Consider the following 24,310-nt stretch of genomic DNA (forward strand, 5'->3'; position numbering starts at 1 on the left):
CTTAGATGCCCAGTTTTTCAAAAATTTTATTTAGTTTTTCTTCAAGAATTGCTGCTGTAAAAGGTTTAACAACATATCCACTTGCACCAGCTTGCGCTGCTGCAATGATATTTTCTTTTTTAGCTTCAGCGGTCACCATGAGTACTGGTGTTGCTGCAAGTCCCGCATCACTACGAATATTTTTAAGAAGCTCTAGACCATCCATGTTTGGCATGTTCCAGTCTGTGATCACAAAATCGATTGCCGAATTGCGTAATTTAGCTAACGCGTCAGCACCATCTTCTGCTTCTTCTACATTCGTAAATCCTAATTCCTTTAGCAAATTACGAACTATGCGGCGCATTGTTGAAAAATCATCAACCACTAAAAATTTCAGATCCTTACTTGCCATTGAAAACTCCTTCAAAATATATCGGCAAATTACTGTGTTGCTTTTTAAACTGAACTTAATCAGATACGCAATGATTGTGTGCTACTGATTTTCATCAGAACAGCTTTACTCATTGCGCTTATGCTTTTCACCTCGTCTACTGCGCCTAATTCAACCGCAGCACGAGGCATACCAAAGACGACACAACTCGCTTCATCTTGTGCAAAGGTATAACTACCAGCGCGACGCATCTCTAATAAACCAGCAGCACCATCACTTCCCATTCCGGTTAAAATCACACCGATGGCATTACGTCCCGCATATTTTGCGACAGACCTAAATAGCACATCGACGGAAGGACGATGACGATTGACCGCAGGCTCTTTATTAATGTGGATCTGGTAGTTAGCACCATTACGACGAAGCTCCATGTGATAATCACCTGGCGCAATATAAGCATGCCCAGGTAATACACGTTCGCCATCTTCTGCTTCTTTTACACTAATTTGGCATAAACGATTTAATCGTTCTGCAAATGAGTGTGTAAACCCTGCGGGCATATGTTGCGTAATTAATATCGCAGGGCTGGTAATAGGTAATGGTTCTAGAAAATTACGAATAGCCTCTGTGCCACCAGTTGATGCGCCTACTGCAATCAACTTTTCACTCGAAATCATCGGTGTAAATGACAATGATTTAGAAGGAGGTGCTTGTACTTCTCGGCGATTAATTCGTGCCTGTGCAGCAGCACGAATTTTCTCGGCAATCAGTTCACTATAAGCCATCATACCTTCACGCAAACCAAGCTGTGGTTTAGTCACAAAATCAACTGCGCCCAGTTCTAACGCTTTTAACGTCACTTCTGAGCCTTTTGCTGTTAATGATGAGACCATAACGACAGGCATTGGTCTTAATCGCATCAGTTTTTCCAAGAAATCAATACCATCCATGCGTGGCATTTCAACGTCTAACGTTAATACCTGTGGGTTGTACTTTTTTATTAAGTCACGAGCCACTATAGGATCTGGTGCACAATCAACAACTTCCATATCGCTATGACTGTTGATGATTTCTCGCATGATTTGACGCATTAGCGCCGAATCATCAACACAGAGTACCGTTATTTTATTCATAACCTCTCCTTGCTGGTGTCAGCCCGTAAACGGTATGCCCATGCAAGTAGAAATCCTTGCTAAGCTGGCTTACATTTTCAGAATGTCCAACAAACAGCATTCCGTCTGGCTTAAGTAATGAGGTAAAGCGGTTAAGTAAGGTTTGTTGTGTCGCTTTGTCAAAATAGATCATGACATTACGACAAAAAATCGCATCAAAACTGCCTTCTAAATCCCATTGCTTATCGAGTAAATTCAAATACTGAAAAGAGACCATCTCGCTAATTTGCTGTCTAATTTTCACGTATCCTTCAAAATCGCCGACACCTTTGAGAAAATATTTTTTCAAATATTCATTATTTAATGTTTTAAGCTCTTCCTGTCGGTAAACACCTTTTCGTGCTTTATCCAACACATTAGTATCGATATCGCTGGCAATAATTTTGGTTTTATAAGGGTTATTTCCAAAAACATCGCGTAAAGTCATCGCAATTGAATAAGGTTCTTCTCCAGTAGATGCAGCTGCACACCATACTCGGTAGACGCCTCCTGCTCTTTTTCTGGCATGTTTTGCCAAAATAGGAAAATGATGCGCTTCCCTGAAAAATGCGGTGAGATTGGTTGTTAATGCATTTACAAACTCTTGCCATTCAGGGTTGCGTACATCACTTTTAAGAAACGCAAGATAGTCACCAAAGTTATTCATCCGTAATTCACGTAACCTCCTAGTGAGACGGTTATAAACCATCTCCCTTTTGTTGTTAGTCAGCACAATACCTGCCTTTTGATAAATCAATTGGCATATAGATTGGAACTGATCATCGGACAACATAAACCGTTGGGTAAAAATATCCAACGGTTGAGCAGCGATATCTGATAAGACTTCAGTAACATTACGTTTCATTGTTTTTTAATGGGTCTTTTTAAAAAATGATTTTTTATCTGCTTTTTTCAACCCATTACCTTCTAGGGATGAAGAGTTATTATCCTCATCCGTGTCAGGCAACTCGAATGCCGATACAGCATTAACAAGGTTATTAGCCTGATCTTCTAATGCTGCGGCAGCAGATGCTGATTGCTCCACCAAAGCAGCGTTTTGCTGTGTCACCTGATCCATCTGACTGACTGCATCAGCGACTTGGTGAATACCTCGGCTTTGTTCATCAGAAGCTGAGGCAATTTCTGCCATTAACTCAGTGACTTTATTTACTGATGTGACGAGTTCCTCCATTGTCTGCCCTGCATTATTAACGAGTTGAGAACCTTGAGAGACACGTAAAACAGATTCATCAATCAACAATTTAATTTCTTTTGCAGCATCAGCACTACGTTGAGCAAGGTTACGAACTTCTCCAGCAACAACAGAGAATCCACGTCCTTGTTCACCCGCGCGAGCAGCTTCAACCGCCGCGTTAAGTGCTAATATATTGGTTTGGAACGCAATACCATCAATCACACTGATAATAGCCCCTATCTTTTGAGAACTTTGTGTAATCGCATCCATGGTTTCAACAACACTATTCGTGATTTGGCCACCACGAATGGCTGTTTCAGAAGCAGACTCTGCGAGCTTGCTCGCTTGCAAGGCGTTATCAGCATTTTGTTTTACCGTTGCTGTTAACTCTTCCATGCTTGCCGCAGTTTCTTCTAACGAAGCAGCTTGTTGTTCAGTTCTTGAGGATAAATCCGTATTTCCTTTGGAAATTTCTTGAATACCAGAATACATAGCATGGCTGTTGTCTCGAACGATACGAATAGAACGCGCGAGCTCACCACGCATATCTCGTAGTCGTCTAAACACATCCCCTATTTCATCATCGGTGAAGACAAGAATTTCACGATTTAATTTACCGGTAGCAACATCATTAAAATAACGGCTTAAACTTGCGAAAGGCTTAATGATATTAAAACTTAGCCAGCGATGAGCGGCGAGTGATACAACAATAACCATCGCTATTGCACCGATAAACATCAAGATAGCAATAGTATAAGAGCGATGTCCCTGCTCTATAGATTCAGTAATTTCGCTCTGAACATAATTCATATAGGTATTAAATGAATTTTCCATCGCTGTTTGATAACGTTCCGTTGGTTGATCTAAAAAACCTTGGAAGTTATTGTTTTTTAACATGCTATGTAATTCAGTTAATGCACCATATAAAACGTGATAATCGTTTTTTACAGCTTCAACGATTTCTTTTTCTTCTGTTGGGATTGCCTCTTTATTTATCTCAGCAAGGAAATTTTGAAAATGAGTATTCGCCGTTTCCAAACGTGAAAGTGCAATTGATTCAATAGATTGAATATAATCCGTTGACTGTTCAGTTTTCACTGCAATAGCTACACGATTAATCGCATTACGTGTTTGTATTAAAGATGCCCAACTTAATCCTAATTCATCTCGCTTAGATGTATCTATATCTACTTTGGTGAGTTGTTCGTTATTCAAATGAACGATCCCTAGCGAAATACCACTAGAAATCACCTGCATAACGCAAAACATCATCAGTAATAAATAGAGACTGGTGGATATCTTTAATTTGCGAAACCTAAACATGCCTTCACCTCGTTTAAAGCGGTGGTTAAAAGCCACCGCTTGTCAGCCACTTGTTGTTGTTAGAAAGTTTCCCAGTTAGCGGGATCTTCAACACTGCTGCTCTTTTTCTTTTCTGAGGTTCCTGGTTTTATAAGTGGAGCAGCGGCTTTAACTACAGGGGTTGCATCCGATTCCTTTCTTTCTAGCGTTTTTTCTTCCTGACCCGGTAATTTGAAGATTGAAACTAAGCGGGTTAATGCAACTGCTTGATCTTCAAGACCAGCAGCAGCGGCTGCAGATTGTTCTACTAAAGAGGCGTTTTGCTGAGTGACACGATCCATTTCAGAAACCGCAAGGCCAACTTGTGAAATACCTCGGCTTTGCTCATCTGATGCAGAAGCGATTTCGCCCATGATGTCAGTAACACGCGTTACTGAATCCACGATACGCGTCATCGTCTCACCCGCACTTTCAACGAGTACAGACCCCGTTTCAGTACGATTTACAGAATCTTCAATCAGTGTTTTTATTTCTTTAGCAGCTTCTGCACTTCTCTGTGCAAGGTTACGAACTTCACCGGCAACTACCGCAAATCCGCGACCATGCTCACCGGCTCTTGCAGCTTCAACAGCTGCATTCAGTGCCAAAATATTGGTCTGGAATGCAATGCCATCGATAACAGCTGTGATATCGGTGATTTTCTGAGAACTTCCGGCTATGTCGTGCATCGTTTGCACCACATTAGCAACAACTTTTCCGCCTTGGCGGGCAATATCTGAGGCGTCATTAGCAAGGTTACTTGCTTGGCGAGCATTGTCCGCGTTCTGTTTCACGGTCGCCGTTAACTGTTCCATACTTGCAGCAGTTTCTTCTAACGAAGCCACTTGCTCTTCTGTACGAGCAGATAAGTCATTATTTCCAGCAGCAATTTCACTTGTACTGTTATAAATGTTTTCCGTACTTTGATAGACACCACGAACAGTTTGAATAAGCTCTTGTTGCATATGTTTTAAACCATTTGCTAACAAGCTCATTTCATTGCGACCATTCACTTCGATATTTGGACGTAAATCACCTTCAGAGAAGGTTTTAATACTTAATAGAAGTGAATTTAATGGTCTAATTAAGGCATTACGTAATGCAAACCAGCATAGAATTAATGCCGAGATAACGATAATAGCTAACACAACCATAGTAATGACAGTACGTTGATGAGAGGCTTCTAGTGCCACATTTAACTCTTCGTTAAATTTTTCATTGCGCATGACATATGCAAGATATTCTTTATAAAAAGCGTCTTGATAACCCGTGGTTGGTTGCTCAAAAAAGTCTTTTAAGTTTCTATCTTGAAGTAAAATTTCTAGTTGGTTTAATGCAGAGAAATATTCGATAAAACGCCCTTTTAAGCTACGAACATCATCTTCTGAGTGAACTTGATAAGCGGTAATATTCTTTTCAAATTCTTTAAATTTCTCGTCTGCACGAGACATATTTTTACGAGCAAGCCCCGTCAAATAGTCAACAGACAGAGAATCATCTACATTAAGATTTTTATCTTGTAATAAAAAACTAATCGCTGCACGATTAATATTATTACGCGCTTGTAGTAAGTTAGCCCAGCTTTCATCTAGACGCTCACGTTGATCCTGTATTGTTAGTGTTTTATTCAGGTCATTTCTTGTCTCAACAATATTTGAGTAAAAAACACCCCCAGATACAAACTGCAAAACACCAAACAACAGAAGAATGGATAATAATCCAGTCACTATTTTCATTCGGCTAAACATAGTTTCCCTTTTTATAATAAATGGTAATGAGCAAGTTATCGGCAGACTTAAGAGAAACTTTATAGGATTCATTTCGCCTTAGTCGCATTTTTGCTCCATTAGAAAGCGGTGGTAATACTGTTTTTAATTAAAATTATAAGTATAAAAAACTTTAAAGTTATTTCCGTCAGTAGAAAAATATTATAGCTAGGTGATAGCTACTTATAAGTTGATAAATAATAAAATAGAACTTAACTAAAATTATTAGTTCTTTTTTATCTTTTAATTTTACTTAAAGTTAATTTAATGCTTTAGCACTCGCTAATAAAATAAAAAAAGATAGAAATAGCTATTCCGGCAAAATTACCGGAACAGTATTTAGATTATTTTTAAAAAAACAAAACTTATTTAGCTTGAATTGTTGCGCTATCGACTAATTCCATTTCTTCACTATTGAGTAATTTTTCAATATCCACAAGAATAAGCATTCTTTCATCTAAAGTACCTAAACCTGTTAAATACTCAGTAGACATTGTGACCGCAAACTCTGGCGCGGGGCAGATCTGCTCTGGTTTTAGCGTAAGAACATCAGAAACGCCATCAACAACAATTCCTACAATTCGATTTAATAAGTTAACCACAATAACAACAGTATTGTCATTATAAGTTACACTTTCTTGTGAAAATTTAATACGCAGATCAACTATCGGAACAATAACGCCCCGTAAATTAGTTACGCCTTTAATAAAGCTAGGTGAATTAGCAATACGTGTAACTTGGTCATATCCGCGAATTTCTTGAACCTTTAAAATATCAATTCCATATTCTTCATCGCCCAGCGTAAAAATTAGAAATCCTTGTCCAACAGTTTCACCGGATAATTTCTCGAAATGTTCCGAAGCCATAATCTTATTTTATCCTCACTATTAAATGACTGCGCTTGCAGTTGTATTCTTTTTCTTATTCGTCATTTGTGTATGACTTAAACGTTGCAATTCTGGTACATCAAGAATTAAAGCCACACTACCGTCGCCCATAATTGTTGCAGCAGATATACCAGGAACTTTTCGGTAATTGCTTTCTATATTTTTAACAACAACTTGATGCTGGCCAACTAATTGATCTACCAATAAAGCATAACGACGTCCGGCACTCTGAACAATAACCGCAATTGCTTGGGTAATATCAGTTTGAGCGCCTTCAATATTAAAAGTACGATGCAGTTCAATCAGTGGTAAATATTCCCCTCTAACCTGCAATAATTTCTCATCGCCAGCCAATGGATAAATATCGTCTTCTTCCGGTTGTAAAGAACTGACTACCGTTCCTAATGGTAAAATAAAGACTTCGTCATGAACTTTAACGGACATACCATCTAAAATTGCTAATGTCAGTGGAAGTAAAATACGAATGCGCGTTCCTTTACCCACTTCAAAACTGATTTGAATTTGACCACCCATCTCTTGGATATTTCGTTTTACAACATCCATACCCACACCGCGACCAGAAACATCTGTTACTACTTCTGCGGTAGAGAAACCGGGTGCAAAAATCAGCATAGCAATTTCTTCATTGCTCATATTTTCAGAAACAGCAAGCCCAGAGGAAATCGCTTTTTTCAAAATACGTTCGCGGTTTAATCCAGCACCATCATCAGTCACTTCAATACAAATATTACCGCCTTGATGTTCCGCAGACAGGGTTAATTGCCCCGCTTCCGGTTTACCCGCCGCAACACGATCAGCGGGCATTTCAATACCGTGATCAAGACTGTTACGCACTAAGTGAGTTAAAGGATCGATAATTTTTTCAATTAAGCTTTTATCAAGTTCTGTTGAGCTACCAATCATGTTTAGCTCAACTTTCTTATTCATTTTACCTGCAACATCACGCACAACTCGAGGGAAGCGACTGAAAACATACTCCATCGGCATCATACGAATTGACATAACAGATTCTTGTAAATCACGAGAATTACGCTGTAACTGAGCAATACAACTTAGTAAATCACTATATATTGCTGGATCAAGACTACCACTGTGCTGTGCCAACATTGACTGAGTGATAACCAGCTCACCCACTAAGTTGATTAATTGGTCAACTTTTTCAACGGCAACACGAATACTGCTTGATTCTGTTTTCGGTGCAGCAGCGGCAACAGGTCTTTTCGTTGGTGCTGCCGATGCTGCTGGTGCTTTAGCAGGTTCTGCCGATGGCGTCACTTTTTCAGCAACGGTTTTTTGTACAGGCGCTGGTTGCTCAACTTGGATTTCAACATGAGCATCATCAACAGATGTTGTACTTTCTTCTGTAACTGTGTTTTTTTCTGCAACAGCCACTTTTTTAAACGAGATTTGTTCAGGTTCAATCACAAAACAAAGTACAGCGCTGATATCTTCTTCTGTTGCAGTGGTTTTCAATATTGCTTCAAGACCATGATGCTGTTTTTCAACTTGGCTAACTTCACCAAGATGTTTTAATTCATCAAGCATTAAATCAATATCTGTCTCTTTAAGATCAGACAAAATAATATGATGATAATAATGTCCATCAGCCGCCATCGTCGATGCGACTTCGACCATGGTTTCTACGGCTTCACTTTGCACATTTTCAGCGTCAGATGACAAAACAGGAGTTTCAGTCATTGTGGCCTGTGAGTCTGAAGCTTCAGATCCAGCAACAGCCTCAACGTGAGGAGCGGATTGTTCTTCTTTTACATCGAGAGCCAGCTGACGCAACTTCTCACAAATATAGTTAAATGTTTCCTCATCAGGTTCTTGTGAGTTTTTATGTGCATCCAATTGCTGTTGCATAATATCTTTCGCTTCCAGAAACAGGTTAATAATGTCGTCGGTGAGCGCCATCTCATGACGTCTTGCACTATCGAGCAAGTTTTCAAGCACATGAGTGGTCTGTTGAAGTTTAACGAAGCCAAATGTTGCAGCTCCTCCTTTTATGGAGTGTGCACTACGGAAAATCGCATTCATCTGTTCTTGATCTGGATTTGCAGGATCAAGTAACAGTAAATGCTGTTCCATATCAGCTAACAACTCATCTGCTTCATCAAAAAATGTTTGATAAAACTCAGTAATATCCATCGTTACTCATTCACCTTTACGCGATTACTAACAAATTAGGGTGCTGTTCCCTGCTTTGTAGTAATATTTGTCGATTGTGATGGCAAACTTTCCCCAGAAACTCCTGTTTCAACATTTTCCTTTTTTGATTCGGGAAGCTCAGATGCAGAAGACACAGACGAACCCGTCTGTGTGTTTCCTGCTTTTTCTTGTGGGGTTTCTTGCCCTGAAAGTAGAGGTTCAATTTCTGAAGTCTCTGTTACTGTCGGTGCAACCCGCTCATTTTCTTGTACAATTTTTTGTTCTGCTTGCTTCGTTAAGACCAAAATACTGATCCGTCGGTTAGCAGGTGCAAAACCATCCTCTTTAACTAAATGAACTGTTGATGCCATACCTACAACACGCAACACTTTCCATTCACTCAATCCTGCACCAATTAATTCTCGACGAGAGGCATTCGCACGATCTGTTGATAGTTCCCAGTTACTATATTTTAAAGCGCCACTTGCATAAGGAATATCATCGGTATGACCTGATAAACTGATTTTGTATGGCGTGTCATTTAAAATAGGTGCTATTGCCGTTAAAATATCCTTCATATAAGGTTCAACGGTGGCACTACCGACTCTAAACATAGGTCGGCTTTCTTTATCTATAATCTGAATTCGTAACCCTTCATCCATCATGTCTATTAATAAATGAGGCTTCAGATCTTTTAACCGAGGATCATTTAAAATGACTTGCTCTAAACTGTCTTTTAAACGACGGAATTGTTGCTTTTCATTGAGCTGTTTATCTTCCTGGCCTTTTGGCAAAATATCACCTTCGTTATAGACAGGATCACGCCCTCCTCCAGGAATAGGATTGGTTGCATCCCCACTAAATCGCCCTTTCTCAATAGCAACTTTTAATGGCGTACGAAAATATTCGGCTACACGAGTTAATTCTTGAGGGCTAGCGATTGAAAGTAACCACATCACCAGAAAGAAAGCCATCATTGCAGTCATAAAGTCAGCATAAGCTATCTTCCATGCACCACCATGAGCGTTATGTTGTTTTCTCCCTCGCTTTTTAACTCGAATGATTTGTGAATTACTCTTCATGATTACTCTTCTTTCATTGCATCAGGATTTGCCTGCATCGGTGTCCGTACCTGACGTACATGTTCTTCCAATTCAACAAAAGAAGGTCTGTCTGCCAGAAAGAGGGTTTTACGTCCAAATTCAACTGCTATCTGTGGCGCATATCCATTCATGCTAGATAACAATGTTGTTTTGATACACTCCATCATTTTCATTTGTTGACTAGAGCGTTGTCTAATTCGAGAAGCTAATGGTGAAATAAAACCATAAGCTAATAAAATACCTAAGAAAGTACCAACCATTGCGTGTCCAATTAAAGCCCCCATTTCACCAGCAGGCCTATCCGCAGCACCTAACGCATTTACAACCCCCATAACGGCGGCAACGATACCAAATGCTGGTAATGAGTCACCCATAGTTGACAAACCTAAAGCGGGTACTTCACTTTCCTCTTCAAAGGTTGCGATCTCTTCATCCATCAGAGATTCAATCTCATAAGGGTTCATATTCCCTGTCACCATCAGGCGCATATAGTCCGTAATAAAGCTAAGCATATAAGCATCTTTCATAATGCGGGGATACTGAGAAAAAATATCACTTTGCTGTGGGTTTTCGATATCTCTCTCTAATGCCAACATCCCGTTTTGACGCGCTTTTGACAATAAACGAAACATCAGTGCCATTAAATCCATGTACATCGCTTTATTGTAATTTGTGCTACGAAGTAATTTTGGTAGGATCTTCATTGTTGATACAATTGCTCTACCATTATTACCTACAATAAAAGCACCGATGCCGGCACCAAAGATGATTAAAAACTCGGCTGGTTGATATAATGCGCCTAAACTACCTCCGACGAGGGTATACCCTCCGAGGACAGCACAAATCACCACGATATATCCTAAGAGTACTAACACGCGATATCCCTTTAGCTAATTTCGTTATAGAGAGAATGGCGAACATAGCAGCAAGAGATAGGAGGGGGAGAGGAAACGGCTCAGGTTATAGATAACTAAACTCTATAACCTGATATTTAACTTTCAATCTCGAATCACATTGCAAACTGTTCAAGACCATCCAACAGTTGTAAGTTAATATCGGCAGGATTGGCGGAAAGTTTACGTTTTTTTATTGCGCGAGAAGGTGGCTGGCAAAGACTACAAACATAATTGCTAGCTGGTTGGTGTGCGTGTGTAATAAATGAACCATTACATTTGGTACAAACAGAAAGTTGCAACATGCCACTTTCAACAAAGCGTACTAATGTCCATGCTCTTGTTAGTGCTAAAATAGGTTCTTGATCTTTAACAGGCGGACATTGTTCTAAGTATAAACGATAAGCTTTAACAACAGCCTCAACACCAACACAACCGCCATTTTTTAATAAAAAGCGATAAGCGTTATAAAACATTGAGGAATGGATATTTTGTTCCCATGTCATAAACCAATCCGTTGAAAATGGTAGCATTCCTTTTGGAGGGGGGCTCCCTCTTAATTCTTTGTATAATTTAATTAAACGCCCCCGACTTAATTGAGTTTCACTTTCAAGCATTTGCAAGCGGGCACCCAAGGTGATTAATTCCATTGCTAAGCGAATATCTTTCGCTTCTCGGACGATACTTTTCTCACTCATTGTTATGCCCGCTTCTTTGTCGCAGTAGTATCTTGTTCCGATAACTGACGAAACAAGTTAGAAGAAAGAAGAATACCAGTATGAATTTGTTGTAAATCATCCACTCTAGATTCTTTAGTGAGTTGTTCTATTGTTTCGCTGTCTTCAAACCGGAAATTACAGATTAGTTGGTTTGTTTCAGCCAACTTAACCAATTGAGGCAATGTAAGCTCTGCCAGCGCATCCGCCATCGCGTCACTAATCCCAAGCCGAAACATTGCGGAAGCCTTTTCTTGGTTAATTAACCTTTGCGCTAAAAGCAAATACGATAAATTTATGTCATAAATATGCTTAAGCAATTCAACCGTACTCATCTCTTTACATCCCGTCCGATTATATTGAACAAAGAGGATCTCTCTAATGAAAGATCCCGAGGAAATTAATATAAATGTAATATTAAATTTCCAGGCCCCATTTTATGAACATGACACGTAGTAACACTACCTTGTATTACTTAGTTACGGTCATTTTCAAAAGTAGCGAAAAAAACATTTAAATTAAAAGTAAACTTTAAATGCTCGCCAATATAGCTCGTTAAGAATAATCCTAACGCAACAACTTTACTCCTTAACGATTAAGTTATTCAACGGATAAAGTAGTCTAATTTAAATACTCTGTGAGTCACATCACAAAAAGATAATCATTATTATGGAATTAGTTCATTAACTATTCAAGTGATAAAAGTAATAAAACATGGTGTAAATTAATAAGCTAATCTACCCAAATTAAAATATTAATGATAATTTTTTATTTTATACGATCTATTAAACTTATAAATCTAAAAATACAGCATAAAAATTTGACAAATCCTAAATTATAGATTTTTTTGATCACAGTAACATATATTGATATATCTCCTCCTCATCTTTATCTAAACAAGCCCCCCAAATTTAATAAATATTTCTATAGATATTATTTTTTTCATCATTTACGTAAACCTTCAGAAATGATCACTTTTTATTTACAATTTGTTTGAAAAACAACCCATTCTAATTATTTATAGTTATCCTAAATTTTTTTATTATTTCACGATAAAAATTATCCTTTAAAATCAAGGTGATAACTTGATGTATTTATTAAGCAGAACGATAAGTCATATAAAATTAAATTCTTAGTTATGCATCTTCACCCTTAAATCATTGAATATTTATTTCCACATTATTAAAGCTTCAACTGTAATAATAAAATTTAATTAATGATTATTAAGCGCTATTTAACACTTAAATTACAGAACTCTTAATAAGAGTTTTATTGGCTGTAAATTAGTCACAAAGAAATAATATCCACATATAAGTAAGTTTTACTTATGAATCACAGTATATTTTATGAACAATATAAATTTAAAATTGCCACAATTTTAATATAAAAACAAAAGAATACTTTTTATTTAATTAAATAAAAAAACTGTTATTTAATTATCGATTCAAAATGGAATATAAAAATAATATAGCATTTAACTTAAGTTAAATTAAAAAAAACAATCATTTTTTTATAAAATAAAGTCACAATTTATTAGTATAAAAAATCAAATTAAAATCCGCTTATTTTTCTCTTTATATAGATATATATTAATAAAATAATCGACGATTAATTAAAAACATAATATCCAGTAAAAAATATAAATAAAAAAGCAGATTTATAATTTATATCTTATATAAATACACATCTTTTTTTATAAAAAAAGACATTTTATGAAATATAAATTTCGATTTCATAAAAAAAGATCCCAAGATCTCCAATATAAAGTGATTAATTCATAAAATAATAAGGCAAAATATAAATTCTGTTTTTCCTGTTATCAGCATTATCTCAACACAATAAACGGCTGTAATGACAAATATGACAACCTGAAGTTAACACTTGTACACATCAACTTTTTCAATGTAAAGACAGAAAAACAAATATGATCAAAATAACATCTCATTGACTATTCTATTAGCATTAGTGCGAACTAAAAAATATCAAATGTTACCTTTTAGCCCCAAAATAGTCCCTATCAGTAATTAGTTTTACTCTTACCAATGATGAGCATTGTTTCACGTTTCCTCTTATTATGTGGTTAGCCTCTTTTTTTTAACCTAGCTAGCACAAGTATCAAGACATTACAGAGCCAAAAGTGCTGACTTAGTAACAACACCATTACTTAACAAAAGTTGATGTTGATGGGCTTAGGAGAGTATAAAGATTTATATATCGGTATATCTTTACTTAAAGCGCTAAAATATATCTCTAAATATTCTTCTATTCTAACCACTAATTTTACTCATTTTATTACCTTTTTTATGAGTAATTTTGCGTTTAAAAAGACTTTTCCTCTCGATCAAAACCTAATAAAAATATTGGTGTATCTAAATAATCAAGACTTATATCTCATTTATTAGATTAGTCTTAAAAACCAATAACAGACCTTAGTATTCTATACACCTAAACTGTTCTAAATTTTTGGAAAAGAAAGGTTTTGAAAATATTGTAACTGTATTTTTCAAAAGTAATAATTGAGATCATTCATGCGATGAATGCAAATACTTTATGCATTGCTTTCAGTTCTATTGAAATGAGTTACATCGTTTTTAGTAAGTAAACATGAAATGATTGTTCACCTTTTTATACCAGCAATTTTTTAAATTAATGTACCTCTTATCGTTGTTTTTATCTTTTTTGGTAAATCGAAAAAGGTCAGTACCACAATTATCTTTTATATATATTTTTACAGCGAATACTAATGACACATCTATTTCATACTAAGATAATTCTCCTTCTGTAATAAGTAAGATTTACGTCCTTGACAAATTTATAAACAATATAATTTTGAAATTATTATTTTATTGGATGGAAAGAGTGGTGTGGTTTTTCTACTCTTATTATAAGATTACTTATTGGTATCAATTTTTCTACATGACTTTTACAAAAAATCCTACAATTTTTCAAAAGGTTTTCATTCATAATTGATTAGTGATTACAAACAACATACCACAGCAATTCATCAGCTTTACTGTAGCGGTCTAAACTCACCATTTTCCTGAATTCTTCCTCATTTTTTGAAAGTCTAATTTGATTAAATTAAAAATATTACTCAAAAAGTCACACTTAAATTAAATACAATAGAAAATATTGATAAAATTTTCGCCAAATACATTGAAATAATTTGAGAGTATAATTTAGGTATTAAAAAAAAATCCAATATAATCAATGGAAAACACCGCTTTTTTCCCAAAATTCTATACTGCACTAAGCCCCTTAATAACGATTTTTTGTCCTACAATACTCCTAAGTACCTCATTTAATAAGCAAACTATGGGGAGCAATCGCTTACTTGATTTTAGTTTTTCCTGTTTATTAAAAATAAAATAAACAGAGATAAATCAAATCAGTCTAAAAAGGGCGATTAATAAAGATGAGAAATAACGTCAAATACATCCAAACTCTGTTCAACATTTTTCATTCATAACTCATTATATACGGGTTAACCACAATACAAATAATTGTACATTAATCAATTTAGGTAAAAATGTTTGTTTTTATTAAAACGAAAATGAATATATTCCACCCTATTGCGTATTTTAATTAGTTTTTTTGAGCACATTTTTCTATTTTTTATTCCATAAAGTAATAGTTACAAAAATAATAATTACATAAACAAAATACTTTATTTCTATATATCAGTAATAATACGTAACTCATGACTAAGATCTCATTATTCTCATCAGAGAAATGAGTTTTTGAATTAAGTATTATGCTAAGGCTCTTAATAACTTGAGGTTTAGATAGGCAAAAGTGAATGGTTTACTAAGAACAAACAAAAATATGTGACTGGTATGAATAAACATAATCGACGACACAATAGCTTGAAATATGACAGTTCTATTACTTACAAGTTACAAAGTTATATTCTTTATAACTTTTATCAATATTCATATTCCCTTTTGAAATAACTTTGTAATTTGATATCTATCTCGTCTTTATACGACAAAAAAAGCGCCCTATATTTAATATAGGGCGCCTCAAGTAGAAAGATATTATCTTGAAAAGATCCATCAAGCAGGATGCTCTGCCGCTATCTTCCAATTAATTGCGCTGACACTCTTTTCTAAACTTACTCTGCAAACAATCGCTTCTATCTCTTTTTGCTCGACAGGTGTTGCCAGCAATTCAGCACACACTTCTAGCTGACTAGGCATCAATGTATCAGCACTGCTTAAAGACTGTAATCGAACATGTAATCCATTTATTGCTTGTAAAATGAGTGTTCTAACCAAAACTTCATCTTCTTCATGACAAATAATTCGTATTGAGTAGCGTTGTTCTATATCTATTGCTTGATGTTGTGGCTGAGCGTTTATCCGCTGAGCTGCTTCTCGTAGTAAGATATTCGCACAAAGAATAAGAAGTGTTGCTATAGTTGCCAATTGATATAAACCTAAACCACATAACACGCCAATTCCTGCTGAACACCAAAGCGTTGCGGCAGTATTAAGTCCACGTATATTCATTCCTTCACGCATGATCACACCAGCACCAAGAAATCCAATACCTGAAACAACTTGAGCTGCGATCCGACCGGGACTATCTGGCGAAGTTTCTATTGAACTTAAAATAAAAACAGCGGCACCGGTTGCAACTAAAGCATTTGTTCTTAAACCGGCCATTCTTTGTCGCCATTGACGTTCGGCACCAATCAAAGCACCAAGACACATTGCAATCACGAGATTTAAAATATAAGGCGTCATCGTCATGTTTATTTCCTCTACATGATGATTAAAATCGATATGAAAATTTTGCTCTGATAGTTCAGAGTGTTGAAATTAATTCATCGCCTTAGGTGGAGGAAATAAAGAGAAAAAAATGTAGCACATGAAGTTACCCTTCTTATGTTAGCGACATAAGGGAAATTATTTGGGTAAGTGCATAATAGGAATATATAAGAAAGGAATATTACAATGCACTGCCCACCAAAATGGTAAGCAGTTTTAGTGAAGAAAACAGCTTACCTATTATTTTGAATAAAATTATTCTCAGTTAATGGAGTTATCATTAACCTACAACTTTCTGTCTCCACTATGTTTTCTCCTAACTAAAATTTGGCAAAAGTATAAGTAGCTGATTTGAAAATGTAAATGAACCGTACCTAAACGTCAGTCACTTTTGCTGTATTGGTCTAACAAATGTTCCTTCACCGCCCTCTTTTTCATTAAAAAACCAAATTCCTTTTGGATATTCAGGGAGTGATACTAAATACATTATGCCTTCATTAAATTCTTCGATAAGTAGGATAGTTCCTTCACGATCGTCAATACCATCAGTTTTCACAACAACGTTATCATTAACCTGCATTTTCTCTCCTGATAAATATTATCATTCTCTTTTTCTTTATTTTACCCATAAAGAAAAAGCCTGCCACCATAAGGTGACAGGCTTGAAGAAAATTTTTAAAAGGCTTTAAATTACAGAGCTGTTACGTTAGCAGCTGCTGGACCTTTTGCACCGTTTTCAATTGTGAATTCTACGTTCTGACCTTCAGCCAGAGTTTTGAAACCGTTACCTTGAATGGCAGAAAAGTGAACGAATACGTCTTTGCTTCCGTCTGCTGGAGTAATAAAACCAAAGCCTTTAGACTCGTTGAACCACTTAACTTGACCTTTCATTTTGTCAGACATGTGACTTTCCTATATATCAATAAAACGTTGCCTTCTCGGCATCTACTGGCCTGAACTACCTATAACTTATGGGCACACATGAAGAAAACGGTCAAAAAGCGATGCTGTTTAAAACTCATTAACTTAGAATGTCAATCATAAATCAGGTCTGTATTGAGGCCTTACTCATTAACGCATGAGACAAGTTTAATAGCAATAGTTTTATGCGTCTAAAGATTAAAAAAATGCGAATTGCACATTAAAAATACAATTCTTCCTCTATTTTTATCACTGTGCATAAAATTTATTTGATATTTTATCTCTATTATTAACAATGACTAAGAATATTCTTAATGGTCTAACAATAACAGTTAATACCAGAATTTAAAAAAACTGTTCTACCCGCTTATCTTGTCCCCGTGATAATCTAGTAATAAGAAACAAGTTTGCAACATTCATCTCTTAAGGTGTTTACAATGAATGTATTAAAAGAAATCTTAGAGCGTGATTTAGACCGGATCAATACAGCAGAAAAAAGAGACGGGAAACCACATTTTAATAGTCAGTTTTTAAAAAACCATATCTGGTTATGTATCAGCATGGTTCTCTCTTATATATTGCTCGCTGCGTTATTAATTTATTCACCTTACTTTGGTGTTATCTCGCTCGTTCTCTTTACTGTCATGTTCTTAGTTATGGCAGGTATCTTGTTATTTGATATAAAACCTATCTATAAATTTGAAGATATTGGTGTTCTCGATTTGAGAGTTTGCTATAACGGTGAATGGTATACCTTTGAAAAACTCTCTGATGAAGCCATAAATGAAATTCACCAGCACCCTGCAATATCTAAACAAATAAAAGAAGATATTCGCGAGATTATTAATAAAAAACAAGAAATTCATTTTTACGATGTGTACCTGATGGCATTTGATCCCGTACAACAATCAATTTCAGCATCACAATTATCCCCTCAAACTTAATTGATTCTCCGTGTTACACACAAAAACACGGAGAATAACTTCTATTATTTAGCCACTTTGTTGATAAACCAACCAAACAGATATTTAATCCACTTTTAACGTTGACACTCTGATATATCATCGTTATTATGCGCCTCGTTCTCACGAGAACTCGCTTCCTCCATAGTTCAGTCGGTAGAACGGCGGACTGTTAATCCGTATGTCACTGGTTCAAGTCCAGTTGGAGGAGCCAAATTTAGAAAAGCCCGCGCTATTACAGTGCGGGCTTTTTGCTTTCTACATTCTTATCATCTAAATCAGCTACCTAAATCCAATCTGTATCGTTATCTTGCTTGATTAATAAATAGCTAATTTATATCTAGTACGATAAAGACCTAACCTGCTATTCCAACAATTTCGTGTTTTAGGTGTTTTTTATACGCTTCAACATCTTGCTCAATTTGCGGTTGTTTCACCACATCAAACATTCCGAAGGTTTTTAATCCTTCCATACCTAAAAATTGGTTCGCTTTATGGAATGGAAAATAGACAGCATCAATTCCTTTTCCTTCAAAGAACTGTTCTTGTTCTTCAAAAGATTCAAAAGGCGCATTCCAAGTTACAGAAAGAAGATACTTTTTGCCTTGTAATAATCCACCTGAACCATATTTTTTCGAAGGATCTTTTCGTGTACGACCATCATCAATATACATTTTGCCGTACCCAGCACTAAATACATCATCAATGTATTTTTTTAAGATCCAAGGGCCTTCCATCCACCATGCTGGCATTTGATAAATAATGACATCAGCCCATAAGTATTTATCAACTTCTTCGTTAGTATCATAACCATCATCAATGCGTGTTGATTGCACATTTATCTGATGTGAAGACAACAAATCTGTGGCGACTTGCGTTAAATGATCGTTGAGTTTCCCTTCAGAACCATCAAACTCTTTTGCAGCATTAATAATAAAAACGTTAGTCACTTCTAAACTCCTTGTATACACATATTTAATAAGCAAACTGTAACGCAATTACTCATCACTGCTTTAACTCATTCCTCCATTATTCTTGCCTAATAATCCAAAGATACCGTTTCAGTTTCTGATTCTTTTAATCGTTGAATATCTTTTAAGGGCGATAAACCAAATAATCGATGATATTCACGGCTAAATTGTGAGGGGCTTTCATAACCGACGATAAATGCTGCTTTAGAAACATCACTCATTTCAATCAGCATGATCCTTCTTGCTTCATTCAGCCGCAACCACTTTTGATACTGCAACGGCGTCATGCCAGTTCGTTTTTTAAAGTGAAAATGAAATGATGAGGTGCTCATACCCACTAACGTTGTAAGATCTTCAATCCGAATTGTTTCGTGATAATGTTGTTTAATCCAATCAAGCGCATGACTAATTTGCCGACACTGAGGATGTTGTGATGCTAATAGTTGCTGACGCGCACCATCATTCGATCTTAATAAGTAATAAAGGATCTCTTTTTGGATCAAAGGAGCGATAAAAGGTGCATCTTCTGGTGTATCTATTAGTTTTATAAGCCTTGTTACTGCTTGTAAGATTGGCGCGGTTGCTTGAACAATTTGTTGAGCGCTGATTTCGTTATTTTCTTGTAGTAATTCAAACTTATTTTCAGCAAGTAGTTCAGGTAATAGGGTGAGGTCTAATTTTAGCAACATTGCTAAAAAAGGTGTTTCTTTTGACGCTTCACAGACTTTAGCAAAAGTAGGTATATCTGATGATGTTAAAAGCATATTCATAGGACGATAACAGTTTGTCTCTAGCCCTATCGTTATTTGCTTTGCACCTTGTGCAGCAATAGCCAAACTGGGTTCATACATCCAGCCTTCAGACTCTGTAATAGAAGTATACCGACATAACGCTAAACCAGAAACAGAGGTATCCCATCCCCCTTCTTTATCTTTTGTATATAGAAGAAGTGTTTTTTTAAATTGCTCAAACTCTAATACCATCGGTACTGATAAATTCGTAGTATCCATCGTCTCGGGATCTTCAATTAGTCTTTGAATTCGTCAGATTGTATAACTAAACAGTATGAAAAACTTTCTTTTAAAAAAACGCTTTATCTTTTCTTTCCAATGTAAGACACATTTCAGCGAGTAGAAATGTAATTTCGAATATTATTTCTATTGATAACCATTTATTTTTTATACATTTTTGTCAAAAAAGAAACAATCTGATGCACTCTTGAGCAAACGGTTATTTTTTTCATTTTTTTACTTTACAAGGTGAGCGAGGATAGCTATTATTCGCCTCGTTCTCACGAGAACTCGCTTCCTCCATAGTTCAGTCGGTAGAACGGCGGACTGTTAATCCGTATGTCACTGGTTCAAGTCCAGTTGGAGGAGCCAAATTTAGAAAAGCCCACGCTATTACAGTGTGGGCTTTTTGCTTTCTACTCATCAGTTATTTTTATTCCTCTATTTCTTATTTATTTCCTTTGTATCCTCTGCATATTCATCTTATGCATCTGTTATTTCTGTTCTGTGTTAACTCAAAATCATCAATAAAAAACACCTTTTTATAAAACTATTTCAATCAGCATAGCTCTATTGACTGTTTTTTAAACATAAAACCACCTTATTTGATTTAAAAACTATAAATTAGTTATTTTTTAACCACTTAAACTATTATTTCACTTTTTTTACTTTACAAAGTTCATCACCCTCGCTATTATCCGTCTCGTTCTCACGAGAACTCGCTTCCTCCATAGTTCAGTCGGTAGAACGGCGGACTGTTAATCCGTATGTCACTGGTTCAAGTCCAGTTGGAGGAGCCAAATTTAGAAAAGCCCGCGCTATTACAGTGCGGGCTTTTTGCTTTCCACCTTCTCTATTATCAATACCTTTCTCATTTTTCTATCTATTTTATTTTTCAGAGCCCAACATGGTCTCAAATACGTTATCTCTTTATTTTTTATCTTTATTTTTAGTCTTCAGTGTGAAAAAAATAGCCATTTAAACGAGTTCACCACCTCATTATTAGATTATCTGTTTTAGAAACACACAATATGTTGTTTATCTATGCACTTAAACAAATATCGTCGATTGTCCTTTGACATATCAAATCACCCACTATATGATACACGCCACTTAATGATGTTCCTCCATAGTTCAGTCGGTAGAACGGCGGACTGTTAATCCGTATGTCACTGGTTCGAGTCCAGTTGGAGGAGCCATTTCTTTTTGTGTCACCCTCGTAACTTCTTGATTTTATTCTCTGTTTCACCTTACATAATTTCAAAAACATAATAAAAAAATACGATTAAATGGTAGCTATTTAATCGTTTTCGTATTAGCATTCGTTTCCGGCTTGACTATCTAGTCCAATCCAATCCTTGATCTTTCGATTTTCCTAAGACACACGGAGCCGGTATATGACCACTGCACAACCTATCACCCTCACTATTCGCCGTCCTGATGATTGGCATGTTCACTTTCGTGATGATGACATGCTAAAAACCGTTGTTCCTTATACCAGTCGCTATTTTGGCAGAGCTATTGTGATGCCAAACCTTGTTCCACCTGTTACAACGATTGAAGCGGCTCGCACTTACCGTGATCGCATCAAAGCGGCTATTCCTGCCAGCGATAACTTCGAACCGTTAATGACTTGCTATTTAACAGATAGCACATTGCCTTCAGAAGTAGAGCAAGGTTTCTTACAAGGTGTTTTTACTGCTTGTAAACTTTATCCTGCGAATGCAACAACTAACTCAAGTCATGGTGTATCCGATATCACAAAGATTTATCCAATCTTAAGTGTGATGGAAAAAATCGGAATGCCATTGCTGATCCACGGCGAAGTAACCGCCTCAAGCATTGATATTTTTGATAGAGAAGCACGTTTCATCGATAGCGTTATGTCTCCTGTACGCAAGCAATTTCCTGAGCTAAAAATTGTTTTTGAACATATTACAACTAAAGAAGCCGCTCAGTATGTATTAGAAGGAAATGAATTTCTCGGTGCTACCATTACTCCGCAACATTTGATGTTTAACCGCAATCATATGTTAGTTGGTGGTGTTAAACCTCACCTATATTGCTTGCCTATTCTTAAACGCAACGTTCACCAAGAAGCACTAAGAGAAGCAGTTGCATCAGGAAACTCTCGCTTTTTCTTAGGTACAGATTCAGCACCTCACTTACAGCACCGCAAAGAATCATCTTGTGGTTGTGCTGGGGTATTTAATGCACCAACCGCACTGGCAGCCTACGCAACCGTATTTAAAGAACTCAATGCATTACAACACCTTGAAGCCTTCTGTTCTCTAAATGGTCCGCGTTTTTATGGTTTACCCGTTAATGAAGGAACAATCACATTAACTGAAAAAACTGTTGAGGCTCCAGCACAAATCCTTTGTGGTAATGAAGCGCTTATTCCTTTCTTAGCGAATGAAAATATTCATTGGGATATCACTGTCGATTAATTCTCCCCCTTGATATTTATCTAAAATGCACCATATAACATTTGTTCGACTGTTAATGGTGCATTACTCTTTTATCAGAGCCAGTACACATTTTTTTGTTATAACCAAAATTTATCTTTTTAATCACGATAAATCTCGTATACTGAAAAGTAACCACTTTGTGTGGGAGCTTCTCTCTTAGTCAAAACCGGTTGTATGATTAGGAGGTATTATGAGTAGAAAAAATGAAGTTATTCAGACACATCCTGTTGTAGGCTGGGACATCAGTACCGTTGACATCTACGATGCCATGATGTTGCGTTTACATTATCTTCCTGAAAACGAACATCATCCAGAAAATGCAGTTGTAGATAAGACACTTTGGCTCACAACAGACATAGCTAAGCAGTTGATTCATATTCTTCAAGCTGGCATTGATAAAATTGAATCATCTGAAGATTCTGTTTCAGACAACACCAAACATTAATAAAAAGATCTAGAAAAGTTAGCGAACGTAAAACAGGAGTACTTGGTACTCCTGTTCTCATTTTATCTCCCTACAGTCCTCTATCACATATTATTTATATCAATATATAAACCAGCTCTTACTGCATGCAAATAATTGCCCATATTAATAAATCAACTTTCATTTAATGAAAAAATAATCATAACCTTTTTATTCGATATATCTTCAGAAAAATAATATATAAGCCGAATTGACATAAAATAAGGTTATCTTTATTTTAATAAATTAAAACAGCTACAAACAAGGAAGTTATTTGTGAAAGTATTAATTATTGATGAATGTTTTTTTACTCGTAATGGTATAAAACATTATTTTTCGAAGAGAAATCTAAGACATGAAATAATTGACATATCATCTATACAAGAAGCCAATAGTTATATTAATCACTCAATGCCAGATATTATATTTATTGATCTCACAAGATATTGTCGAGAAGTAGCACATTGCCCGCATTTGCAACTTTTTTTTATTTCAACAAGAAGCTGTCGGCTTTATCTTTATATTGATGCTAACTACCCAGACAAAGAAAGACCTATCGCATTGACAAATAACTGTTTTATCCTTCCGAAGAAGATACTTCCTTGGGTGCTTGAAAAGACATCTTTGTTCACTTCTCGATGCCAAGTTTACTTTCCGACCTATAAACATTCATTATGTTCTATTTTTAGTTCACAAGAACAAAAAATTATTAATTATTGGATGAATGAAATACCTAATCATCAAATTGCTAAAAAACTATCCATTAGTAGTAGTACAGTATATTCACACAAAAGGCATATTACCGAAAAAATTAATGTGAAAAATCGAATTGAATTATTTTTCATATATAATATTTTAAAATACATATATGAGAAATAATCCTATTACATTTCAATCAAAAAAAACAAACAGAAGAAAAAAGGAATCCAATTCCTATTATTACTCCCTGTAAATGAGGTGGCTAATATGCGTGTTGACCACCTTAAATTTATTATAATATTATGTATGTAGGATACATATGATATTAAAATAATTAAACTGATATAGCTCTATCTTATAAAAGATAAAGTAAAACTGATTTGTTATGCAATCACTTCACTCTTCTTTTAATAAAGAGTGAAGTGATTATTTAAAATACCAAATCGA

General features: G+C 35.8%; 20 protein-coding genes and 4 tRNA genes. 8 read left to right on the forward strand and 16 right to left on the reverse strand.

What is annotated here, in order from left to right:
• Position 1: 1 nt before the first annotated feature.
• From cheY to cspE, 14 genes are all read right to left on the reverse strand, one after another.
• Positions 2 to 391: a chemotaxis response regulator CheY gene (cheY, locus tag ACNART_RS09270; RefSeq protein ID WP_023581807.1), complete on the reverse strand. Its 390-nt coding sequence runs from the start codon at positions 389 to 391 to the stop codon at positions 2 to 4.
• Positions 392 to 450: 59 nt separating this feature from the next.
• Positions 451 to 1,503: a protein-glutamate methylesterase/protein-glutamine glutaminase gene (locus tag ACNART_RS09275; protein WP_109373805.1), complete on the reverse strand. Its 1,053-nt coding sequence runs from the start codon at positions 1,501 to 1,503 to the stop codon at positions 451 to 453.
• Positions 1,496 to 2,386: a protein-glutamate O-methyltransferase CheR gene (cheR, locus tag ACNART_RS09280; protein WP_109373806.1), complete on the reverse strand. Its 891-nt coding sequence runs from the start codon at positions 2,384 to 2,386 to the stop codon at positions 1,496 to 1,498. The genes ACNART_RS09275 and cheR overlap by 8 nt, the downstream gene beginning before the upstream one ends.
• Positions 2,387 to 2,392: 6 nt before the next feature.
• The gene (locus ACNART_RS09285) at positions 2,393 to 4,039 is read right to left on the reverse strand and encodes a methyl-accepting chemotaxis protein (RefSeq protein WP_198619824.1); all 1,647 of its coding nucleotides are present in this window, start codon (positions 4,037 to 4,039) and stop codon (positions 2,393 to 2,395) included.
• A gap of 59 nt (positions 4,040 to 4,098) precedes the next feature.
• Positions 4,099 to 5,805, reverse strand: a complete 1,707-nt coding sequence (locus ACNART_RS09290; protein WP_160230501.1) for a methyl-accepting chemotaxis protein — start codon at positions 5,803 to 5,805, stop codon at positions 4,099 to 4,101.
• A gap of 383 nt (positions 5,806 to 6,188) precedes the next feature.
• On the reverse strand, positions 6,189 to 6,689 hold the full coding sequence (cheW, locus tag ACNART_RS09295) for a chemotaxis protein CheW (protein ID WP_023581802.1): 501 nt from the start codon (positions 6,687 to 6,689) through the stop codon (positions 6,189 to 6,191).
• Between the two features lie 21 nt (positions 6,690 to 6,710).
• The gene (gene cheA, locus ACNART_RS09300) at positions 6,711 to 8,882 is read right to left on the reverse strand and encodes a chemotaxis protein CheA (protein ID WP_198619823.1); all 2,172 of its coding nucleotides are present in this window, start codon (positions 8,880 to 8,882) and stop codon (positions 6,711 to 6,713) included.
• 35 nt (positions 8,883 to 8,917) lie between these two features.
• On the reverse strand, positions 8,918 to 9,964 hold the full coding sequence (gene motB, locus ACNART_RS09305) for a flagellar motor protein MotB (RefSeq protein ID WP_198619822.1): 1,047 nt from the start codon (positions 9,962 to 9,964) through the stop codon (positions 8,918 to 8,920).
• A 2-nt stretch (positions 9,965 to 9,966) separates the two neighbouring features.
• On the reverse strand, positions 9,967 to 10,860 hold the full coding sequence (gene motA / locus ACNART_RS09310; protein WP_196571556.1) for a flagellar motor stator protein MotA: 894 nt from the start codon (positions 10,858 to 10,860) through the stop codon (positions 9,967 to 9,969).
• Positions 10,861 to 10,994: 134 nt separating this feature from the next.
• Positions 10,995 to 11,576 carry a flagellar transcriptional regulator FlhC gene (gene flhC / locus ACNART_RS09315; RefSeq protein WP_006533207.1) on the reverse strand — a complete coding sequence of 194 codons (582 nt, stop codon included), beginning with the start codon at positions 11,574 to 11,576 and terminating at the stop codon, positions 10,995 to 10,997.
• 2 nt (positions 11,577 to 11,578) lie between these two features.
• The gene (gene flhD / locus ACNART_RS09320; protein WP_072063484.1) at positions 11,579 to 11,929 is read right to left on the reverse strand and encodes a flagellar transcriptional regulator FlhD; all 351 of its coding nucleotides are present in this window, start codon (positions 11,927 to 11,929) and stop codon (positions 11,579 to 11,581) included.
• Positions 11,930 to 15,649: 3,720 nt separating this feature from the next.
• Positions 15,650 to 16,348 (reverse strand): MgtC family protein, encoded by a 699-nt coding sequence (locus ACNART_RS09325; protein ID WP_072068540.1) that lies wholly within the window; start codon positions 16,346 to 16,348, stop codon positions 15,650 to 15,652.
• 403 nt (positions 16,349 to 16,751) lie between these two features.
• Positions 16,752 to 16,946 carry a protein DsrB gene (gene dsrB / locus ACNART_RS09330; RefSeq protein WP_099075784.1) on the reverse strand — a complete coding sequence of 65 codons (195 nt, stop codon included), beginning with the start codon at positions 16,944 to 16,946 and terminating at the stop codon, positions 16,752 to 16,754.
• Positions 16,947 to 17,056: 110 nt separating this feature from the next.
• Entirely contained in the window at positions 17,057 to 17,269 is a 213-nt protein-coding gene (cspE, locus tag ACNART_RS09335) for a transcription antiterminator/RNA stability regulator CspE (RefSeq protein WP_004243573.1), read from the reverse strand.
• 455 nt (positions 17,270 to 17,724) lie between these two features.
• Between cspE and ACNART_RS09340 the strand changes: the two genes are divergently transcribed.
• Together ACNART_RS09340 and ACNART_RS09345 are read left to right on the forward strand one after the other, a co-directional pair.
• A complete protein-coding gene (locus ACNART_RS09340) occupies positions 17,725 to 18,231 on the forward strand; it encodes a YlaC family protein (protein WP_198619821.1) in 507 nt (168 codons plus the stop codon).
• Positions 18,232 to 18,387: 156 nt separating this feature from the next.
• A tRNA-Asn gene (locus ACNART_RS09345) sits at positions 18,388 to 18,463 on the forward strand.
• A 142-nt stretch (positions 18,464 to 18,605) separates the two neighbouring features.
• Here the strand turns inward: ACNART_RS09345 and ACNART_RS09350 are convergent.
• Positions 18,606 to 19,199 (reverse strand): NAD(P)H-dependent oxidoreductase, encoded by a 594-nt coding sequence (locus ACNART_RS09350; protein ID WP_198619820.1) that lies wholly within the window; start codon positions 19,197 to 19,199, stop codon positions 18,606 to 18,608.
• A gap of 89 nt (positions 19,200 to 19,288) precedes the next feature.
• Positions 19,289 to 20,230 (reverse strand): AraC family transcriptional regulator, encoded by a 942-nt coding sequence (locus ACNART_RS09355; protein ID WP_232797671.1) that lies wholly within the window; start codon positions 20,228 to 20,230, stop codon positions 19,289 to 19,291.
• Between the two features lie 296 nt (positions 20,231 to 20,526).
• On the opposite strand from ACNART_RS09355, the gene ACNART_RS09360 reads away from it, so the two are divergent.
• The 6 genes from ACNART_RS09360 to ACNART_RS09385 all read left to right on the forward strand — a co-directional run bounded on the left by ACNART_RS09360 (position 20,527) and on the right by ACNART_RS09385 (position 24,043).
• Positions 20,527 to 20,602, forward strand: a tRNA-Asn gene (locus tag ACNART_RS09360).
• A 352-nt stretch (positions 20,603 to 20,954) separates the two neighbouring features.
• Positions 20,955 to 21,030 (forward strand) — tRNA-Asn (locus ACNART_RS09365).
• A 323-nt stretch (positions 21,031 to 21,353) separates the two neighbouring features.
• Positions 21,354 to 21,429: transfer RNA gene (locus tag ACNART_RS09370), tRNA-Asn, on the forward strand.
• Positions 21,430 to 21,627: 198 nt separating this feature from the next.
• The gene (gene pyrC, locus ACNART_RS09375) at positions 21,628 to 22,680 is read left to right on the forward strand and encodes a dihydroorotase (protein ID WP_198619819.1); all 1,053 of its coding nucleotides are present in this window, start codon (positions 21,628 to 21,630) and stop codon (positions 22,678 to 22,680) included.
• A gap of 211 nt (positions 22,681 to 22,891) precedes the next feature.
• Entirely contained in the window at positions 22,892 to 23,146 is a 255-nt protein-coding gene (bssS, locus tag ACNART_RS09380; protein ID WP_064720401.1) for a biofilm formation regulator BssS, read from the forward strand.
• A gap of 294 nt (positions 23,147 to 23,440) precedes the next feature.
• Positions 23,441 to 24,043, forward strand: coding sequence for a response regulator transcription factor (locus ACNART_RS09385; RefSeq protein WP_198619818.1), 603 nt, complete (start codon positions 23,441 to 23,443; stop codon positions 24,041 to 24,043).
• The last annotated feature ends 267 nt before the right edge of the window (positions 24,044 to 24,310 follow it).

The sequence above is a fragment of the Proteus sp. LHD240705 genome (genome assembly GCF_047921555.1).
Taxonomy (GTDB): Bacteria; Pseudomonadota; Gammaproteobacteria; order Enterobacterales; family Enterobacteriaceae; genus Proteus.

Excerpts from the sequence above, each read along its gene's own strand:
- motB (WP_198619822.1), bottom strand. The coding sequence starts at position 9,964 with ATGAAGAGTAATTCACAAATCATTCGAGTTAAAAAGCGAGGGAGAAAA.
- ACNART_RS09325 (WP_072068540.1), bottom strand. The coding sequence starts at position 16,348 with ATGACGATGACGCCTTATATTTTAAATCTCGTGATTGCAATGTGTCTT.
- ACNART_RS09275 (WP_109373805.1), bottom strand. The coding sequence starts at position 1,503 with ATGAATAAAATAACGGTACTCTGTGTTGATGATTCGGCGCTAATGCGT.
- bssS (WP_064720401.1), top strand. The coding sequence starts at position 22,892 with ATGAGTAGAAAAAATGAAGTTATTCAGACACATCCTGTTGTAGGCTGG.
- cspE (WP_004243573.1), bottom strand. The coding sequence starts at position 17,269 with ATGTCTGACAAAATGAAAGGTCAAGTTAAGTGGTTCAACGAGTCTAAA.
- ACNART_RS09290 (WP_160230501.1), bottom strand. The coding sequence starts at position 5,805 with ATGTTTAGCCGAATGAAAATAGTGACTGGATTATTATCCATTCTTCTG.
- cheR (WP_109373806.1), bottom strand. The coding sequence starts at position 2,386 with ATGAAACGTAATGTTACTGAAGTCTTATCAGATATCGCTGCTCAACCG.
- ACNART_RS09355 (WP_232797671.1), bottom strand. The coding sequence starts at position 20,230 with ATGGATACTACGAATTTATCAGTACCGATGGTATTAGAGTTTGAGCAA.
- cheW (WP_023581802.1), bottom strand. The coding sequence starts at position 6,689 with ATGGCTTCGGAACATTTCGAGAAATTATCCGGTGAAACTGTTGGACAA.
- ACNART_RS09285 (WP_198619824.1), bottom strand. The coding sequence starts at position 4,039 with ATGTTTAGGTTTCGCAAATTAAAGATATCCACCAGTCTCTATTTATTA.
- cheY (WP_023581807.1), bottom strand. The coding sequence starts at position 391 with ATGGCAAGTAAGGATCTGAAATTTTTAGTGGTTGATGATTTTTCAACA.
- flhC (WP_006533207.1), bottom strand. The coding sequence starts at position 11,576 with ATGAGTGAGAAAAGTATCGTCCGAGAAGCGAAAGATATTCGCTTAGCA.
- ACNART_RS09340 (WP_198619821.1), top strand. The coding sequence starts at position 17,725 with ATGAATGTATTAAAAGAAATCTTAGAGCGTGATTTAGACCGGATCAAT.
- cheA (WP_198619823.1), bottom strand. The coding sequence starts at position 8,882 with ATGGATATTACTGAGTTTTATCAAACATTTTTTGATGAAGCAGATGAG.
- pyrC (WP_198619819.1), top strand. The coding sequence starts at position 21,628 with ATGACCACTGCACAACCTATCACCCTCACTATTCGCCGTCCTGATGAT.
- dsrB (WP_099075784.1), bottom strand. The coding sequence starts at position 16,946 with ATGCAGGTTAATGATAACGTTGTTGTGAAAACTGATGGTATTGACGAT.
- flhD (WP_072063484.1), bottom strand. The coding sequence starts at position 11,929 with ATGAGTACGGTTGAATTGCTTAAGCATATTTATGACATAAATTTATCG.